The sequence below is a fragment of the Streptomyces anulatus genome (assembly GCF_000721175.1).
In the GTDB taxonomy this organism is placed as follows: Bacteria; Actinomycetota; Actinomycetes; order Streptomycetales; family Streptomycetaceae; genus Streptomyces; species Streptomyces anulatus_C.
On the sequence record NZ_JOEZ01000060.1, the window covers coordinates 1 to 17,888 of the forward strand.

13 protein-coding genes, 1 tRNA gene and 1 pseudogene are annotated in these 17,888 nt (G+C 68.4%); 10 read left to right on the forward strand and 5 right to left on the reverse strand.

Features of this window, described 5'->3' with window-relative positions:
* Nucleotides 1–102, forward strand: a pseudogene (locus IG90_RS44090) (IS481 family transposase); the annotation flags it as partial.
* Between the two features lie 71 nt (nt 103–173).
* On the opposite strand, the gene polA reads toward IG90_RS44090, so the two are convergent.
* A complete protein-coding gene (polA, locus tag IG90_RS0137375; protein ID WP_030595246.1) occupies nt 174–2,885 on the reverse strand; it encodes a DNA polymerase I in 2,712 nt (903 codons plus the stop codon).
* Between the two features lie 119 nt (nt 2,886–3,004).
* Between polA and IG90_RS0137380 the strand changes: the two genes are divergently transcribed.
* From IG90_RS0137380 to IG90_RS0137410, 7 genes are all read left to right on the forward strand, one after another.
* Nucleotides 3,005–5,284, forward strand: a complete 2,280-nt coding sequence (locus IG90_RS0137380) for an FdhF/YdeP family oxidoreductase (RefSeq protein WP_030595249.1) — start codon at nt 3,005–3,007, stop codon at nt 5,282–5,284.
* An 89-nt stretch (nt 5,285–5,373) separates the two neighbouring features.
* Nucleotides 5,374–5,844, forward strand: coding sequence for a PaaI family thioesterase (locus IG90_RS0137385; RefSeq protein ID WP_030595251.1), 471 nt, complete (start codon nt 5,374–5,376; stop codon nt 5,842–5,844).
* Between the two features lie 631 nt (nt 5,845–6,475).
* Nucleotides 6,476–7,711 (forward strand): branched-chain amino acid ABC transporter substrate-binding protein, encoded by a 1,236-nt coding sequence (locus IG90_RS0137390; RefSeq protein WP_030595253.1) that lies wholly within the window; start codon nt 6,476–6,478, stop codon nt 7,709–7,711.
* Nucleotides 7,712–7,813: 102 nt separating this feature from the next.
* Nucleotides 7,814–8,746, forward strand: coding sequence for a branched-chain amino acid ABC transporter permease (locus IG90_RS0137395; protein WP_010061202.1), 933 nt, complete (start codon nt 7,814–7,816; stop codon nt 8,744–8,746).
* A 5-nt stretch (nt 8,747–8,751) separates the two neighbouring features.
* A complete protein-coding gene (locus IG90_RS0137400) occupies nt 8,752–10,536 on the forward strand; it encodes a branched-chain amino acid ABC transporter permease (RefSeq protein WP_030595256.1) in 1,785 nt (594 codons plus the stop codon).
* A 5-nt stretch (nt 10,537–10,541) separates the two neighbouring features.
* Complete coding sequence (locus IG90_RS0137405) at nt 10,542–11,411, forward strand: ABC transporter ATP-binding protein (protein ID WP_030595258.1); 870 nt, start codon at nt 10,542–10,544, stop codon at nt 11,409–11,411.
* Nucleotides 11,408–12,124: an ABC transporter ATP-binding protein gene (locus IG90_RS0137410; protein WP_030595261.1), complete on the forward strand. Its 717-nt coding sequence runs from the start codon at nt 11,408–11,410 to the stop codon at nt 12,122–12,124. Before IG90_RS0137405 ends, IG90_RS0137410 begins: the two co-directional genes overlap by 4 nt.
* A 73-nt stretch (nt 12,125–12,197) precedes the next feature.
* On the opposite strand, the gene IG90_RS0137415 is transcribed toward IG90_RS0137410, so the two are convergent.
* Nucleotides 12,198–12,854, reverse strand: a complete 657-nt coding sequence (locus tag IG90_RS0137415) for an ANTAR domain-containing response regulator (protein WP_030595264.1) — start codon at nt 12,852–12,854, stop codon at nt 12,198–12,200.
* A gap of 99 nt (nt 12,855–12,953) precedes the next feature.
* Between IG90_RS0137415 and IG90_RS0137420 the strand changes: the two genes are divergently transcribed.
* A tRNA-Leu gene (locus tag IG90_RS0137420) sits at nt 12,954–13,026 on the forward strand.
* Between the two features lie 111 nt (nt 13,027–13,137).
* Nucleotides 13,138–13,917 (forward strand): hypothetical protein, encoded by a 780-nt coding sequence (locus tag IG90_RS0137425; protein ID WP_030595266.1) that lies wholly within the window; start codon nt 13,138–13,140, stop codon nt 13,915–13,917.
* A gap of 6 nt (nt 13,918–13,923) precedes the next feature.
* On the opposite strand, the gene pyk is transcribed toward IG90_RS0137425, so the two are convergent.
* The 3 genes from pyk to IG90_RS0137440 form a co-directional block, all read right to left on the reverse strand.
* A complete protein-coding gene (gene pyk / locus IG90_RS0137430; RefSeq protein ID WP_030595269.1) occupies nt 13,924–15,363 on the reverse strand; it encodes a pyruvate kinase in 1,440 nt (479 codons plus the stop codon).
* A 120-nt stretch (nt 15,364–15,483) separates the two neighbouring features.
* Entirely contained in the window at nt 15,484–16,203 is a 720-nt protein-coding gene (locus tag IG90_RS0137435; protein WP_030595271.1) for an SIMPL domain-containing protein, read from the reverse strand.
* A 222-nt stretch (nt 16,204–16,425) separates the two neighbouring features.
* A complete protein-coding gene (locus IG90_RS0137440) occupies nt 16,426–17,853 on the reverse strand; it encodes a lysine N(6)-hydroxylase/L-ornithine N(5)-oxygenase family protein (RefSeq protein WP_030595272.1) in 1,428 nt (475 codons plus the stop codon).
* Nucleotides 17,854–17,888: the final 35 nt, after the last annotated feature.

The following is a 17,888-nucleotide window of genomic DNA, read 5'->3' on the forward strand; positions in this document are numbered from 1 at the left end:
CCCGGCTGGCTCCACACCTACAATCACCACCGCGGACACACCGCGCTCAAGGGCCAACCACCCGCCAGCCGCGTCCCCAACCTCACAGGGCAATACAACTAGGGCGTGTTTCGAAAGTCCCACCTGCTCGGCGCTACTTTCGAAACACGCCCTAGCAGAAGAGGGCGGGCCGCTCAGTGCGCGGCCGACTCCCAGTCCTCGCCCACGCCGACCGAGACGTCGAGCGGGGCGCGCAGTTCGACGGCGTGGGCCATCTCGTGGCGCAGGATCTCCTCCACCCGCTTCCGCTCGCCCGTCGCGATCTCCAGGACGATTTCGTCGTGGACCTGGAGCAGCATCCGCGAGGTCAGCTCCGCCTCGGTCAGCGCCAGGTCCACCCGCAGCATCGCCACCTTCACGATGTCCGCCGCCGTGCCCTGGATCGGGGCGTTCAGCGCCATCCGCTCGGCGGCCTCGCGGCGCTGGCGGTTGTCGCTGTTCAGGTCGGGGAGATAGCGGCGGCGGCCGAGGATCGTCTCGGTGTAGCCGGTGGCCCTGGCCTCCTCGACGACCCGGTGGAGATAGTCCCGCACCCCGCCGAACCGCTCGAAGTAGGTGTCCATCAGCACCCGGGCCTCGGCGGGGTCGATGTTCAGCTGCTGGGAGAGGCCGAACGCGGAGAGACCGTAGGCCAGGCCGTAGGACATGGCCTTGATCTTGCGGCGCATCTCCGCGTCGACCGCGTCCTTCTCCACGCCGAAGACCTGCGAGGCGACCGTGGTGTGCAGGTCCTCGCCGGAGGTGAACGCCTCGATGAGACCGGCGTCCTCGGAGAGGTGCGCCATCACCCGCAGCTCGATCTGGCTGTAGTCCGCCGTCATCAGCGTCTCGAAGCCCTCGCCGACGACGAAGCCCCGGCGGATCGCCCGGCCCTCGTCGGTGCGGACGGGGATGTTCTGCAGGTTGGGGTCGGTGGAGGAGAGCCGGCCGGTCGCCGCCACCGTCTGGTTGAACGTGGTGTGGATCCGGCCGTCAGCCGCGATCGTCTTGATCAGGCCCTCGACGGTGACCCGCAGCTTGGCCTGCTCGCGGTGGCGCAGCATCAGGACCGGCAGTTCGTGCTCGGTCTGCGCGGCCAGCCAGGCCAGCGCGTCCGCGTCCGTGGTGTATCCCGTCTTGGTCTTCTTCGTCTTCGGCAGGCCCAGCTCCCCGAAGAGGATCTCCTGGAGCTGCTTGGGCGATCCGAGGTTGAACTCGCGGCCCACCGCGGCGTGCGCCTCCTTCACCGCCTGCTGCACGGTCCCGGCGAACTGCTGCTCCATACCCTCCAGATGGGCCCGGTCCGCGGCGATCCCGTGCCGCTCCAGGCGGGCCAGGAGGATCGACGTCGGCAGCTCCATGTCGTGGAGCAGCTCGGTGGCGTTGACCTCCTTCAGGCGGGTGGTGAACGCGTCGCCCAGATCGAGGACGGCGCGGGCCTGCGCCATCAGGGCGTCCGCCTCGGCCCGGTCGTCCGCGCCGAAGGCGAGCTGCCCGTCGGAGGCGGCGGCCGGGGCCAGCTCGCGGCCCAGATACTCCACGGCGAGCGCGTCCAGGGCGAAGGAGCGGCGGCCCGGCTTCACCAGATACGCGGCGAGCGCGGTGTCCATCACGACGCCTTCGAGCCGCCAGCCGTGCTCGGGGAGGACCCGCATCACGTTCTTCGCGTTGTGCAGGACCTTCGGCCGGGCCGGGTCCGAGACCCAGGCGGCGAACGCCCGCTCGTCGGCCTCCTCCAGCTGCGTCGGGTCCAGCCAGGCGGCGGCCCCGTCGGCGGCGGCGAGCGCGATCTCGGTGACCGTGCCGGCGCCGAGCGACCAGGTGTCGACCGTCATGACGCCGAGCGGCTGCGCGCCGTGCGCCTCCAGCCACGGGGCGACCTCGCCGGAGCCGAGCACGACCCCGTCCAGCTCGATGCCGGCGGCGGGTGCGGGCGGCCCGGCCTCGGCCGCACCCGGGTCGACGGCGAGGAGGCGCTCGCGCAGGCTCGGGTTACGGATCTCCAGTATGTCCAGGACACCGGTGACCGCCGTGCGGTCGTACGGAGCGCGCTCCAGCTCGGCCGGGGTCTTCGGGAGCTCCACGTCACGGACCATCTCGGTCAGCACACGGTTCATCTTCACCGCGTCCAGGTGGTCGCGGAAATTCTGCCCGGCCTTGCCCTTGACCTCATCGGCCCGCTCGACCAGATCGGCGAACGAACCGAACTGGTTGATCCACTTCGCGGCCGTCTTCTCACCCACCCCGGGAATACCCGGGAGGTTGTCCGACGGGTCGCCGCGCAGGGCGGCGAAGTCCGGATACTGCTGCGGGGTGAGCCCGTACTTCTCGACGACCTTCTCCGGGGTGAACCGGGTCAGCTCGGAGACCCCCTTGGTGGGGTAGAGCACGGTCACGTTGTCCGTGATCAGCTGGAAGGAGTCCCGGTCGCCGGTGACGATCAGGACCTCGAACCCGGCCGCCTCGGCCTGGGTCGCGAGCGTCGCGATGACGTCGTCAGCCTCGAACCCGTCCACCGCGAACCGGTCCGCGTGCATCGCGTCCAGCAGCTCGCCGATCAGCTCGACCTGCCCCTTGAACTCGTCGGGGGTCTTGGAGCGGTTCGCCTTGTACTCCGGGAACTCCTGCGCACGCCAGGTCTTGCGGGACACGTCGAACGCCACCGCGAAGTGCGTGGGCGCCTCGTCACGCAGGGTGTTCGCCAGCATCGACATGAAGCCGTACACGGCATTCGTCGGCTGCCCCACCGCCGTCGTGAAATTCTCCGCGGGCAGGGCGAAGAACGCCCGGTACGCCAGGGAGTGCCCGTCCATGAGGAGCAGGCGCGGTCGGTTGTCTGCCGTCTTCTTCGATGCCGTCTCAGCCACGCCCCCGATCCTGCCACGGCCCACTGACAATCCGGACCGGCACGACATCCGCAGGCCGTGACAGGATCGACGGTAAGGACATACACACGCGGAAGAAGCGCTCGAAGGGGAGCAGCACCATGGCCACCAAGCCGCCGACCGGGGACCCGGTCCAGGACGCCCCACAGGTCGAGCCGGCCCCGCACGCCGCCGCCGGGCTGCCCGCCGTCGCCCACTCCCTGCGCATCGCCCAGCAGCAGATGGGCGTGCGCCGCACCGCGCAGACCCTCCTCAAGGTCAACCAGAAGAACGGCTTCGACTGCCCCGGCTGCGCCTGGCCCGAGGGCGACAAGCGGCACACCGCCGAATTCTGCGAGAACGGCGCCAAAGCCGTCGCCGAGGAGGCGACGCTGCGCCGTGTGACCCCCGGCTTCTTCGCCGCCCACCCCGTCGCCGACCTCGCCGAACGCAGCGGGTACTGGCTGGGCCAGCAGGGCAGGATCACCCACCCGGTGTACCTCCCCGAGGGCGCCGACCGGTACGAGGCGGTCACCTGGGAGCGGGCGTTCGCGATCATCGCCGAGGAGCTGACCGCGCTCGGCTCCCCCGACGAGGCCCTCTTCTACACCTCGGGCCGCACCAGCAACGAGGCCGCGTTCCTGCTCCAGCTCTTCGCCCGCGAGTTCGGCACCAACAACCTGCCGGACTGCTCCAACATGTGCCACGAGTCGTCCGGCTCGGCGCTCACCGAGACCATCGGGATCGGCAAGGGCAGCGTCTCCCTGGAGGACCTCCACCAGGCCGACCTGATCATCGTCGCCGGCCAGAACCCCGGCACGAACCACCCCCGGATGCTGGCGGCCCTGGAGAAGGCCAAGACCTCCGGCGCGAAGATCATCTCGGTGAACCCGCTGCCCGAGGCCGGCATGGAGCGGTTCAAGAACCCCCAGACCCCGCAGGGCATGCTCAAGGGCACCGCGCTCAACGACCTCTTCCTGCAGATCCGCATCGGCGGCGACCAGGCGCTCTTCCGCCTCCTCAACAAGCTGATCCTCGCCGCCGAGGGCGCCGTCGACACCGCGTTCGTCGCCGAACACACCCACGGTTACGAGGAGTTCGCCCAGGCCGCCGAAGCGGCCGACTGGGACGAGACCCTCACCGCGACCGGCCTCACCCGCGCCGAGATCGAGCAGGCCCTCGCCCTCGTCCTCGCCTCGAAACGCACCATCGTCTGCTGGGCGATGGGCCTCACCCAGCACAAGCACTCCGTGCCCACCATCCGCGAAATCGTCAACTTCCTTCTGCTGCGCGGAAACATCGGCCGCCCCGGCGCCGGAGTCTGTCCGGTGCGCGGCCACTCCAACGTCCAGGGCGACCGCACCATGGGCATCTTCGAACGCCCCGCACCGGCCTTCCTCGACGCCCTCGACAAGGAATTCGGCATCACCTCGCCGCGCCACCACGGCCTGGACGTGGTGCGCTCCATCCAGGCGCTGCGCGACGGCGAGGCGAAGGTCTTCTTCGCCATGGGCGGCAACTTCGTCGCCGCCACCCCCGACACCGCCGTCACCGAGGCCGCGATGCGCCGCGCCCGCCTCACCGTCCACGTCTCGACCAAGCTCAACCGCTCCCACGCCGTCACCGGCACCCGCGCCCTGATCCTGCCCACCCTGGGCCGCACCGACAAGGACGTCCAGGCGGGCGGCAAGCAGTTCGTCACCGTCGAGGACTCCATGGGCATGGTCCACGCGTCGCGCGGCAACCTCACCCCCGCGAGCCCCCACCTGCTCTCCGAACCGGCCATCGTCGCCCGCCTCGCCCGCGCGGTCCTCGGCACCGGCTCCCGTACCGACTGGGAGGCCTTCGAGCGGGACTACGCCACCATCCGCGACCGCATCTCCCGCGTCGTCCCCGGCTTCGAGGACTTCAACACCCGCATCGCCCGCCCCGGCGGCTTCACCCTCCCCCACGCCCCCCGCGACGAACGCCGCTTCCCCACCGCCACCGGCCGCGCCAACTTCACCGCCGCACCCGTCGAATACCCCGGACTCCCCGACGGCAGGCTCCTGTTGCAGACCCTGCGCTCCCACGACCAGTACAACACCACCATCTACGGCCTCGACGACCGCTACCGTGGCATCAAGGGCGGCCGCCGCATCGTCATGGTCAACCCCGAGGACGCAGCGGCCCTCGGCCTCACCGACGGCGCGTACACCGACCTCGTCAGCGAGTGGAAGGACGGCGTGGAGCGCCGCGCGGACGGCTTCCGCATCGTCCACTACCCCACCGCCCGGGGCTGCGCAGCCGCCTACTACCCGGAGACCAACGTCCTGGTCCCCCTGGACTCCACGGCGGACACCAGCAACACCCCGGCCAGCAAATCCGTCGTCATCCGCTTCGAGAACACCCGGAGCGTCTGAAAACCGCCACCCCCTAAGCGTCCGCTCAGCCGTCTGATAAGAACAGTGCAGACAGCAACGAACCAGCGCAGACGAACGGAGCCGGACCCATGGGCGAGCACACCACACCCCTCTTCCCGCAAGAAGTCATCGACGAGTACGCGGCACTCGGCGTCGACCTGCCCGCCCTCTTCTCCGCCGGCCACCTCGGCGAACGCATGGGCGTGACCATCATCGAAGCCTCCGCCGACCGCGTCGTCGGCACCATGCCCGTCGAAGGCAACACCCAGCCCTACGGACTCCTGCACGGAGGCGCCTCCGCCGTCCTCGCCGAGACCCTCGGATCCATCGGCTCCATGCTCCACGGCGGGGCCGCCAAGCTCGCCGTCGGCGTCGACCTGAACTGCACCCACCACCGAGGCGTCCGCAACGGCCTCGTGACCGGCGTCGCCACCCCCGTACACCGGGGCCGCTCCACCGCCACGTACGAGATCGTCATCACCGACGAGCACGACAAGCGCGTCTGCACCGCACGCCTCACCTGCCTGCTCCGCGACGCCCCCAAGCCCGAAGCCGACTGAAACCCACCGCACCCACCCCACACCAACGCCCGCACCCCACACGGGGAACCCCACCTGCCCGGCCGAAATCGCACCCCGCGCATTCCGGCCGGGCAGTGCCATATCCCCACCAACGAAAGCGCGTTGCCCACCACACTCGGTCAACACCCTTGACTCCGAAGCGCGTTCCATGAGCCACTCAGCAGCCACATCAGCCTCAACGACCCCGAGGCCCCGAACGCCGATGTAACACTGCGTAACACCCAGGCAATGCGGGATCCAGCCGCGCACCCCGGCCCGAACCACCCGGGACACCTCGCCACGCCTCCGCGACCATCGGCCCGCGTCAGCACCAAGATCACCTCAAGCCCCTTAGCAGAGCTGCGTGTTCTCACCATGTGGTCATTTCGCACTCCCGTCGAAACCCACACATCCCCTCACAGGAACCTCAAGCCTTGCTCAAGGGCATAACAAGAGAGTCACATCCGCCGCCGACCGGTCCCGGTGGCCCCCGGCTGCGCTTAGAGTCACCGCCAGTCACCGCGCCGCCGGGCGCGTCTGCTGCACGGCCCTGTACCAACCCAGTACGGCCCGGCGAACATCACGGCACCTCATGCCAGAGGAGCGCCGCGCCAGGGAAAGGACCCCTCTCGTGCGACACCGTTCTTTGCTCATACTCACCGCAGTGCTCACCACCGGAGCACTGACGCTCACCGCCTGCGGGTCGCGCGACGAAGGCAGCAAGGACAGCGGAGACAGCGGTGGCAAGACCACCGTCGTCATCGGCGTGGACGCGCCCCTGACCGGCTCCCTCTCCGCGCTCGGCCAGGGCATCAAGAACTCCGTGGACCTCGCGGCCAAGACCGCGAACAAGAACAACGAAGTCCCCGGCATCGAGTTCAAGATCGAAGCCCTCGACGACCAGGCCGTCCCCGCCTCCGGACAGGCCAACGCCACCAAGCTCGTCGGCAACACCGACGTCCTCGGCGCCGTCGGCCCGCTGAACTCCGGCGTCGCCCAGTCCATGCAGGGCGTCTTCAACAAGGCCAACCTCACCCAGGTCTCCCCCGCCAACACCAACCCGGCCCTCAGCCAGGGCGACAACTGGGGCAAGGGCGACATCAAGCGCCCCTTCCAGACCTACTTCCGCACCTGCGCCACCGACGTCGTCCAGGGCAAGTTCGCCGCCCAGTACCTCTTCAACGACGCCAAGAAGAAGAAGGTCTACGTCGTCGACGACAAGCAGACCTACGGCGCCGGCCTCGCCGCCATCTTCTCCGCCGAATTCAAGCGCCTCGGCGGCAAGGTCGTCGGCACCGACCACGTCACGGTGAAGGAGACCGACTTCTCCAGCACCGCCGACAAGGTCAAGAGCTCCGGCGCCGACTCCGTCTACTACGGCGGCCAGTACCCCGAGGGCGGCCTGCTCTCCGACCAGATCAAGAAGACCGGCGCCAAGATCCCCACCATGGGCGGCGACGGCATCTTCGACCCCGCCTTCATCAGCGCCTCCGGTGAAGCCAACGACGGCGACTACGCCACCTCCATCGGCTACCCCGTCGAAGCCCTCCCGACCGCCAAGAAGTTCATCGAGGACTACAAGACCGAAGGCTACAAGGACCCGTACGCGGCCTACGGCGGCTACTCCTACGACGCCGGATGGGCCATCATCCAGGCCGTCAAGGCCGTCGTCGCCGACAACGACGGCAAGCTCCCCGACGACGCCCGTGCCAAGGTCACCGAGGCCATGTCCAAGGTCTCCTTCGACGGCGTGACCGGCAAGGTCTCCTTCGACGAGAACGGCGACACCACCAACAAGCAGCTCACCGTCTACGAGGTCCAGAAGGGCGCCTGGAAGGACGTCAAGAGCGCCACGTTCGAAGACTGATCCTCCCCGCACAGCCCCGCCCCATCTGACCCCATCCGCGCGAGGGCGCAAACAGCGCCCTCGCGCGGAGTCATATCCGACAAGCTCATCGGAGGCCCTGCGGTGCACGAACTGCCGCAACAGCTGGCCAACGGCCTTGCCCTCGGCGCCCTCTATGGCCTCATAGCCATCGGGTACACCATGGTGTACGGCATCGTCCAGCTCATCAACTTCGCCCACGGCGAGATCTTCATGATCGGGGGCTTCGGCGCCCTCACCACCTACATCATGCTCCCCAGCGGCACCACACTCCTCGTGGCCATCCCGCTCATGATCATCGGTGGAGCCATCGCCTCCGTCGCCGTGGCCACCGCCGCGGAACGGTTCGCCTACCGGCCCCTGCGCGGCGCCCCCCGCCTCGCACCGCTCATCACCGCGATCGGCCTCTCGATCGTGCTCCAGCAGCTCGTCTGGGGCTTCTACCCCGACGCGAAGAAGCCCCGCAGCTTCCCCGAATTCCAAGGCGAATCGTTCAAGCTGCTCGACAACCTCTACCTCCAGCGCGCCGACGCCTTCGTCCTCGTCCTCGCCCCGCTCTGCATGCTCGCCCTCGGCCTCTTCGTCGCCAAGAGCCGCAGCGGCCGCGCCATGCAGGCCACCGCCCAGGACCCCGACACGGCCAAGCTCATGGGCATCAACACCGACCGCATCATCGTGATGGCCTTCGCCATCGGCGCCGCCTTCGCCGCCGTCGCCTCGGTCGCCTACGGCCTCGACAAGGGCCAGATCAACTTCGAGATGGGCTTCATCCTCGGACTCAAGGCCTTCACCGCCGCCGTCCTCGGCGGCATCGGCAACATCTACGGAGCCATGGTCGGCGGCGTCGTCCTCGGACTCGCCGAAGCCCTCTCGATCGCCTACATCGAAGAGATCCCCGGCATGCAGCAGCTCGGCGGCGGCGCCTGGGCCAACGTCTGGGCCTTCGTCCTTCTCATCGTCGTCCTCCTCGTCAGGCCACAAGGCCTGCTCGGCGAGCGCGTCACGGATCGGGCGTGATACCGATGACCACCAGCACCCACCAGACGACGCCCGTCCTCGCCATCCCCACACCGGTGGCCCGCGCGGCCACCGCCGCCGGAGCCGCACTCACCCTCGGCTCCACCTTCCTCGCCTGGACCTGGACCTCCGAATTCCCCGGCGACCTCACCGTCACCGGCTACCCCGGCGGCCTCCAGGTCCTCACCCTCATCGGCGCCGCCCTCACCCTGCTCCTCACCCTCTCCGGGTACGGCATCAAGGGCCTGCGCTGGCTCACCCCCGGCGGCTCCAACAGCCCCGTCCGACTCGCCGCACTCGGCGCCCTCGGCACCATGGGCTTCACCGTCGGCGCCATCTCCGTCGAACTCGGCGGCGTCGTCAACCTGGAACCCGGAGCCTGGATCGGCCTCGTCGGCGCCATCATCACCGTCGCCGCCTCCCTCGGCCTCCCCCACGACCAGAACATCACCGACACCACCGAACCCACCGCCCTCGAACGATTCCTCAACAGCCTCCGCGCCCCCACGCCCGGACGCCCCAAGGAACTCCCCTCCTGGGCCGAAATCCTGATCATCGTCGCCGCCTTCGGCATCGGTCTCTTCGTCGCCACCTACGGCATCGACACCGCCTACCCCGAACTCTTCGTCGGCTACCTGATCATCACCGGCTTCGCCGTGACCGCACTCTTCAAGGCCGGCCTCATGGCCCGCCTCTCCGCGCTCACCACGAAGTACCGCTCCATCGCCGTCGCCGCGGCCTTCGTCGCCGCAGCCGTCTTCCCGTTCACCCAGAACACCGACCAGTACACCCTCATCGCGGTCAACATCCTCATCTTCGCGACCGTCGCACTGGGCCTGAACATCGTCGTCGGCCTCGCCGGACTCCTCGACCTCGGATACGTCGCCTTCCTCGGCGTCGGCGCCTACACCGCCGCCCTCGTCTCCGGAACCACCGCATCCGCGTTCGGCGTCCAATTCCCCTTCTGGGCCTCCGTCCTCACCGGCGCCGCCGTCTCCCTCGTCTTCGGCGTCGTCATCGGAGCACCCACCCTCCGCCTCCGCGGCGACTACCTCGCCATCGTCACCCTCGGCTTCGGCGAGATCTTCCGCATCGCCGTCGGCAACCTCGACGGCGTCTCCGGACCCCGCGTCACCAACGGCCCCAACGGCGTACCGAACATCCCCGACCTCAACTTCTTCGGGTACAACTTCGGCGAATCCCACACCATCCTGGGCTTCGAACTCGGCGCCTACGCCAACTACTACCTGCTCATGCTGCTCGCGATGATCCTCGTGGTCCTCGTCTTCAGCCGAGCAGGCAGCTCCCGCATCGGCCGCGCCTGGGTCGCCATCCGCGAGGACGAGACCGCCGCCACCGCCATGGGCATCAACGGCTTCCGCGTCAAGCTCATCGCCTTCGCCCTCGGCGCCACCCTCGCCGGCATCGCCGGCACCGTACAGGCCCACGTCCAGAGCACCGTCGTCCCCGAGATGTACGTCTTCGCCGGACCCGTACCGCCCAACTCCGCCTTCCTCCTCGCCGCCGTCATCCTCGGCGGCATGGGAACCATCAGCGGACCCCTCATCGGCGCGGCACTCCTCTACATGATCCCGGCGAAGCTCCAGTTCCTCTCGGACTACCAGCTCCTCGGCTTCGGACTCGCGCTCATCCTCCTCATGCGCTTCCGCCCGGAGGGCCTCATCGCCAACCGACGCGCCAAGCTGGAGTACCACGAGACCGACCAGCTCGACGTACCGGACGAAACCCTGGCCGGCACCACCTCCGGCACCACGAAGGCGGGGGCGTGAACACCATGACCACCACCACACCCGAGACCGCCACCACCGTGCTCGACGCGAGCGGCGTCACCATGCGCTTCGGCGGACTCACCGCCGTGCGCAACGTCGACCTCTCCGTCAAGGCAGGCGAGATCGTCGGCCTCATCGGCCCCAACGGCGCCGGCAAGACCACCTTCTTCAACTGCCTCACCGGCCTCTACGTCCCCACCGAGGGCAAGGTCAGCTACAAAGGCACCGTCCTGCCGCCCAAGCCCCACCTCGTCACCCAGGCAGGCATCGCCCGGACCTTCCAGAACATCCGGCTCTTCGCCAACATGACCGTCCTGGAGAACGTCCTCGTCGGACGCCACACCCGGACCAAGGAAGGCCTCTGGTCCGCCCTCCTGCGCGGACCCGGCTTCAAGAAGGCCGAAGCCGCCTCCCACGCCCGCGCCATGGAACTCCTGGAGTTCATCGGCCTCCAGGACAAGGCCGACCACCTCGCGCGCAACCTCCCCTACGGAGACCAGCGCAAGCTGGAAATCGCCCGCGCCCTCGCCAGCGACCCCGGCCTCCTCCTCCTGGACGAGCCCACCGCCGGCATGAACCCCCAGGAAACCCGCGTCACCGAAGAGCTCATCTTCGCCATCCGCGACATGGGCATCGCCGTACTCGTCATCGAGCACGACATGCGCTTCATCTTCAACCTCTGCGACCGCGTCGCCTGCCTCGTCCAGGGCGAAAAACTCGTCGAGGGCACCCCCAGCGTCGTCCAGGCCGACGAACGCGTCGTCGCCGCCTACCTCGGAACGCCCTTCGAAGGCGCCCCCGGAGCGGACGAAGTCGCCGAGGTCGAAGCCGCGGAGGCGCACAGCACCACCCGCACGGAAGGGGAAACCCAGTGACCGCCCTGCTCGAGGTCGAAGACCTCCGCGTCGCCTACGGCAAGATCGAAGCCGTCAAGGGCATCTCCTTCAGCGTCGAAGCCGGCCAGGTCGTCACCCTCATCGGCACCAACGGCGCGGGCAAGACCACCACACTGCGCACCCTCTCCGGGCTCCTCAAGCCCTCCGGCGGCCGCATCACCTTCGACGGGAAACCCCTCGGCAACGTCCCCGCGCACAAGATCGTCGCGCTCGGACTCGCCCACTCCCCCGAAGGCCGCCACATCTTCCCCCGCCTCACCATCGCGGAGAACCTCCAGCTCGGAGCCTTCCTCCGCACCGACAAGGCAGGCATCGAGAAGGACATCCAGCGCGCCTACGACCTCTTCCCCATCCTCGGGGAACGCCGGAAGCAGGCCGCGGGCACCCTCTCGGGCGGCGAACAGCAGATGCTCGCCATGGGACGCGCCCTCATGTCCCAGCCCAAGCTGCTCATGCTCGACGAGCCCTCCATGGGACTCTCCCCGATCATGATGCAGAAGATCATGGAGACCATCGTCGAGCTCAAGGCGGCGGGCACCACGATCCTGCTCGTCGAGCAGAACGCCCAGGCCGCCCTGTCCCTCGCGGACCAGGGTCACGTCATGGAGGTCGGCAAGATCGTCCTCTCCGGCCCCGGCTCTGACCTGCTCCACGACGAGTCGGTCCGCAAGGCGTACCTCGGCGAGGACTGACACCCCTGCCGTACGCGAGAGGCCCGCACCCGGTTCACCCCGGGTGCGGGCCTCTCGCCTGGTGCGTACGCGGCTACTCGGCCGAGTTCTTCTTCTCCTCGGCGTCCTCGATCAACGCCTCCGCCAGCTGCTGCATCGACATCCGACGGTCCATCGACGTCTTCTGGATCCACCGGAACGCGGCCGGCTCGGAGAGCCCGTAATCCGTCTGCAGGATGCTCTTCGCCCGGTCCACCAGCTTCCGGGTCTCCAGCCGCTGCGAGAGGTCCGCGATCTCGCTCTCCAGCGCCTTCAGCTCCGCGAACCGGGAGACGGCCATCTCGATGGCCGGCACCACGTCGCTCTTGCTGAACGGCTTCACCAGATACGCCATGGCCCCGGCGTCCCGGGCCCGCTCGACGAGGTCGCGCTGCGAGAACGCGGTGAGCATCAGGACCGGGGCGATGGACTCCTCGGCGATCTTCTCTGCGGCGGAGATCCCGTCGAGGACCGGCATCTTCACGTCCAGGATGACCAGGTCCGGCTTGTGCTCCCGGGCCAGCTCGACGGCCTGCTGCCCGTCGCCCGCCTCACCGACGACGGAGTAACCCTCCTCCTCCAGCATCTCCTTGAGGTCGAGGCGGATGAGGGCCTCGTCCTCGGCGATGACGACGCGGGTCGTCAGCGGCGGGACGTGCGACTTGTCGTCGTCGACGGCGTCTACGGGCTGGGGCGACTCGGGGGTGGTCACGGGGCTCCTTGTTAGGACAGGGGTGCAGCTCCCAAGAGCCTACCTAGTTACGGTATGTTTGAGGCACGGAGGGTCCTCGGTATCCTTCGTTTCGAAGGGGCCCCGGTAGCCCAGCGGCAGAGGCGATGGATTCAAAACCCATACAGCGTCGGTTCGAATCCGACTCGGGGCACTTCTCCTTGGATTCCAAGGTCGAGTAACAATTTGGCGATCTTCACCCTTGCTGGTGAACGTGCCTTCGATCCGGGCACACCCCTTCGAAGGTCGCAGAAAACTACGCTGCATGGAGCAGCACAACCCCTCGATACGTAACGAAGCGCTTGCCCTCTTGCGGAGCGGAACCACCAATCGAGCAGTGGCAGAACACCTCAAGGTGCCACGCGGAACTGTCGGCTGGTGGCTGCATGAGGACCGCAAGCGACGCGGAGTGCGGTACGAACAGCCCACCGACTGCCCCGCGTGCACAGGCCGGCAGGTTGATCGCGCCGCCTACGCCTACTTACTGGGGCTGTACCTCGGCGACGGCCACATCACGTCGAAGACCAAGCAACATCATCTGTCGATCTTCTGCGACGCCATCTGGCCGGGCGTGATCAACGAGGCGGAATCGGCCATGCGCACGGTCATGCCCATGCCGCGCACCGGTCGACGGCAGCGAAACAACTGCATTGAAGTGAAGTCGTACAGCAAACACTGGACCTGTGTCTTTCCTCAGCACGGGCCGGGCAAGAAGCACGAGCGGCCGATCGTTCTCGAAGCGTGGCAGCAGGAGATCATCGACGCCCACCCCTGGCACTTCATCAGGGGCCTCATCCACTCCGACGGGTGTCGGAACATGAACTGGACGACCCGAGTCGTCAAGGGTGAACGGAAGCGCTACGAGTACCCGCGGTACTACTTCACCAACGTCTCCGACGACATCCGCCGCCTCTACACCGACGCCCTCGACGCGCTCGGCATCGTATGGACGCACTGCACACGCGCGGGCAAGCCCTACAACATCTCCGTAGCCCGACGGGCATCCGTCGCCCTCATGGATGCGCACGTCGGGCCGAAATACTGAGCTGCCCTACTTCGGGCTGTCGTCCTCGCCGATGTGGTGGACGCGGACCAGGTTCGTGGAGCCCGCGACGCCGGGCGGGGAGCCGGCGGTGATGACCACGATGTCGCCCTTCGCGCAGCGGCCGATGCGCAGGAGTTCCTCGTCGACCTGGGCGACCATCGCGTCCGTGGAGCCGACGTGCGGGCCGAGGAAGGTCTCGACGCCCCAGGTGAGGTTGAGCTGGGCGCGGGTGGCTTCGTCGGGGGTGAAGGCGAGGAGCGGGATGGGTGAGCGGTAGCGGGAGAGGCGTTTGACGGTGTCGCCGCTCTGGGTGAAGGCTACGAGGAATTTCGCGCCGAGGAAGTCGCCCATCTCGGCGGCCGCTCGCGCTACCGCGCCGCCCTGGGTGCGGGGTTTGTTGCGTTCGGTGAGGGGCGGGAGGCCCTTGGCGAGGAGGTCTTCCTCGGCTGCTTCGACGATGCGGGACATGGTGCGGACGGTCTCGATGGGGTATTTCCCGACGCTGGTCTCGCCGGAGAGCATGACGGCGTCGGTGCCGTCGATGATGGCGTTGGCGACGTCGGATGCTTCGGCGCGGGTGGGGCGGGAGTTGTCGATCATCGAGTCGAGCATCTGGGTGGCGACGATGACGGGTTTGGCGTTGCGGCGGGCGAGCTTGATGGCGCGTTTCTGGACGATCGGTACTTGTTCCAGGGGCATTTCGACGCCGAGGTCGCCGCGGGCGACCATGATGCCGTCGAAGGCGGCGACGATGTCGTCGATGTTGTCGACGGCCTGGGGCTTTTCGACTTTGGCGATGACGGGGAGGCGGCGGTTCTCCTCGTCCATGATGCGGTGGACGTCGTCGATGTCGCGTCCGGTGCGGACGAAGGAGAGGGCGATGATGTCGGCGCCGGTGCGCAGGGCCCAGCGGAGGTCGTCGATGTCTTTTTCGGAGAGGGCGGGGACGGATACGGCGACGCCGGGGAGGTTGAGTCCCTTGTTGTCGGAGACCATGCCGCCTTCGATGACGGTGGTGTGGACGCGGGGGCCGTCGACGTCGGTGACTTCGAGGGTGACGCGGCCGTCGTCGATGAGGATGCGTTCGCCGGTGGTGACGTCGGTGGCGAGGCCGTCGTAGGTGGTGCCGCAGATGTCGCCGGTGCCTTCGCCCTCGAGGGGTTCGACGGTGATGGTGAAGGTGTCGCCGCGTTCAAGGAGTACGGGGCCTTCGCGGAAGCGTCCGAGGCGGATCTTCGGACCTTGAAGGTCGGCGAGGATGCCGACACTGCGGCCGACTTCCTCGGACGCTTTGCGGACGTGGTGGTAGCGCTCTTCGTGTTCGGCGTAGGTGCCGTGGCTGAGGTTGAGGCGGGCGATGTCCATTCCCGCTTCGACCAGGGCTTTGATCTGGTCGTATGTGTCGGTTGCGGGTCCCAGGGTGCAAACGATTTTCGCTCGGCGCATGGTTCGAGACTAAACCTTACCTGCGGGTAGGTATTTGGCTCTGCGTGACACCTCAACAACCTTTGCATGAAGGGTTGTTGACAAGTGTTGAATTGTGCGGCGGGGTGCTCTGATGAGCGTTTATCCGAGGTTCGGCGGGACGAGTGTGAAGGAGGCCTCGACCTGGGCGTCGACGTTCTGGCGTACGGGTTCGAGGTCGATGGGCGCGGGGTCGGAGGCGGCCTCCGTGCCGGCGCCTCCGTACGCCATGGCCTGGGTGGAGAAGGCGGTGCGGGTCATGCGGGGTCCGCCGCCGATGCCGGTGTCGCTGAGTTCGAGGAGGGCGCCGATGCGGGTGTCCAGGGCTTCGGCGTATTCGCGGGCGCGTTGGAGCGCTTCCTGGACGGCTTGGCGGCGGGCGGTGGCGTGGACGGGTGAGGTGGGGCGTAGTGCCCACCAGGGGCCGTCGACGCGGGTGAGGTCTTGGTCGGCGAGGCGGGTGACGAGTTCGCCGAGGGTGGTGAAGTCGCTGAGGGTGGCGGTGAGTTGGATGCTTCCGTGGTAGGCGCGGATGCGTTCGGCGCGGCCGTGGCGGGTGAGTTCGGGGCGGATGGTGAGGGTGCCGGTTTCGAGTTCTTCCACCGCGTCGCCGTAGCCCTTGATGAGGTCGAGGGTGGTGGTGTTGCGGCGGGTGAGGTCGTCGAGGGTGGTGCGGCGGTCGGTGTTGCGGGCGGTGAGGGTGATGGCGATGCGGGCGATCTCGGGGTCGGCTTCGAGGTGGGCTTCGCCGCGGACGGTGACGTGGGGGGTGGTGGGGGTGCCGTAGGAGTGGTGGGTTGCGGGGGTGGGGGTTTCGGTCATGTGTTCACTGTGGCACGGGGGGTGGTGTGTCGTGGTGTGTGTCGCGTGGTCATCGGATCGAAACGCTGCGTGGGGGTGTTGTGCGTGGTGGTGGCCGGGTCGGTGGGGTGGCGGCTGACGCGTGGTGGGGTGCCGGTGTTCCCGTAGTCCTGTGTGCTTTGTGCTGTTCGTTCGGCCCGGGTCTCCGTCGGTGGGGGCCCGGGCCGTTCGTTGTGCGGTGGGTCAGATGGACTGGCTGAGGGGGACGAGGGCGGGGGCCTGGGCGGGGATGGTGGGTGGCTGGGGGGTGAGGCCGAAGGTGGTGAAGGCGGTGCGTTCGGGGAGGGGGTAGGGGTTGGCGCCGGTGAGGTGGTTGAGGATGGTGGCGCTGCGCCAGGCGGCGAGTCCGAGGTCGGGGGCGCCGACTCCGTGGGTGTGGCGTTCGGCGTTCTGTACGTAGACGTGTCCGGTGACGGCGGGGGCGAGGATCAGGCGGTACTGGTCGTCGATGCGGGGGCGGTGGGAGGCGTCGCGGCGGAGGTAGGGGTCGAGGCCGTCGAGGAGGGCGTCGAGGGGGCGTTCGCGGTAGCCGGTGGCGAGGATGACGGCGTCGGTGGTGAGGCGGGAGCGGGTGCCTTGCTGGGTGTGTTCGAGGTGGAGTTCGAGGCGGGTGTTGGCGACGCGGCCCGCGGTGCGGACGTGGACGCCGGGGGTGAGGGTGGCGTCGGGCCAGCCGCCGTGGAGGGTGCGGCGGTAGAGCTCGTCGTGGATGGCGGCGATGGTGTCGGCGTCGATGCCTTTGTGGAGCTGCCATTGGCGGGGGAGGAGTTCGTCGCGGGCGGATTCGGGGAGGGCGTGGAAGTAGCGGCTGTAGTCGGGGGTGAAGTGTTCGAGGCCGAGTTTGGAGTACTCCATGGGGGCGAAGGCCTGCGTACGGGCGAGCCAGTGGATCTTCTCGGCGCCTTCGGGGCGGGCGCGCAGGAGGTCGAGGAAGATCTCGGCGCCGGACTGGCCGGATCCGATGACGGTGATGTGTTCGGCGGTGAGGAGCCGTTCGCGGTGGCGGAGGTAGTCGGCGGAGTGGAGTACGGGGACGGCTTCGGCTTCGGCGAGGGGTTTGAGGGGTTCGGGGACGAAGGGTTCGGTGCCGATGCCGAGGGCGATGTGGCGGGCGTAGGCGCGGCCGAGGGCTTCGGCTTCGCCGTCGCGGTCGAGTTGGGTGAAGTCGACTTCGAAGAGGGCGCGGTGGGTGTTCCAGCGGACGGTGTCGACCTGGTGGCCGAAGTGGAGGCCGGGGAGTTGTTCGCTGACCCAGCGGCAGTAGGCGTCGTATTCGGCTCGTTGGATGTGGAAGCGCTCGGCGAAGTAGAAGGGGAAGAGGCGGTGGCGGGTGCGGAGGTAGTTGAGGAAGCTCCAGGGGCTGGTGGGGTCGGCGAGGGTGACGAGGTCGGCGAGGAAGGGGACTTGGAGGCTGGCGCCGTCGAGGAGGAGGCCGGGGTGCCAGTGGAAGGCGGGGCGTTGTTCGTAGAAGGTCGCGGCGAGGGGGCGGGGGTCGTCGGGGGCTGCGGGGATGTTGTGGGCGAGGGCTGCGAGGGAGAGGTTGAAGGGGCCGATGCCGATGCCGACGAGGTCGTGTGGCTGGTCGGGTGCGGGTGCGGGCCGGTCGGTCATCGCGGGGTGTCGCCTTTCCGTGGGGTGGGTTGCGC

Excerpts from the sequence above, each read along its gene's own strand:
- IG90_RS0137380 (WP_030595249.1), top strand. The coding sequence starts at position 3,005 with ATGGCCACCAAGCCGCCGACCGGGGACCCGGTCCAGGACGCCCCACAG.
- IG90_RS0137385 (WP_030595251.1), top strand. The coding sequence starts at position 5,374 with ATGGGCGAGCACACCACACCCCTCTTCCCGCAAGAAGTCATCGACGAG.
- IG90_RS0137400 (WP_030595256.1), top strand. The coding sequence starts at position 8,752 with ATGACCACCAGCACCCACCAGACGACGCCCGTCCTCGCCATCCCCACA.
- IG90_RS0137405 (WP_030595258.1), top strand. The coding sequence starts at position 10,542 with ATGACCACCACCACACCCGAGACCGCCACCACCGTGCTCGACGCGAGC.
- IG90_RS0137425 (WP_030595266.1), top strand. The coding sequence starts at position 13,138 with ATGGAGCAGCACAACCCCTCGATACGTAACGAAGCGCTTGCCCTCTTG.
- pyk (WP_030595269.1), bottom strand. The coding sequence starts at position 15,363 with ATGCGCCGAGCGAAAATCGTTTGCACCCTGGGACCCGCAACCGACACA.
- IG90_RS0137435 (WP_030595271.1), bottom strand. The coding sequence starts at position 16,203 with ATGACCGAAACCCCCACCCCCGCAACCCACCACTCCTACGGCACCCCC.
- IG90_RS0137440 (WP_030595272.1), bottom strand. The coding sequence starts at position 17,853 with ATGACCGACCGGCCCGCACCCGCACCCGACCAGCCACACGACCTCGTC.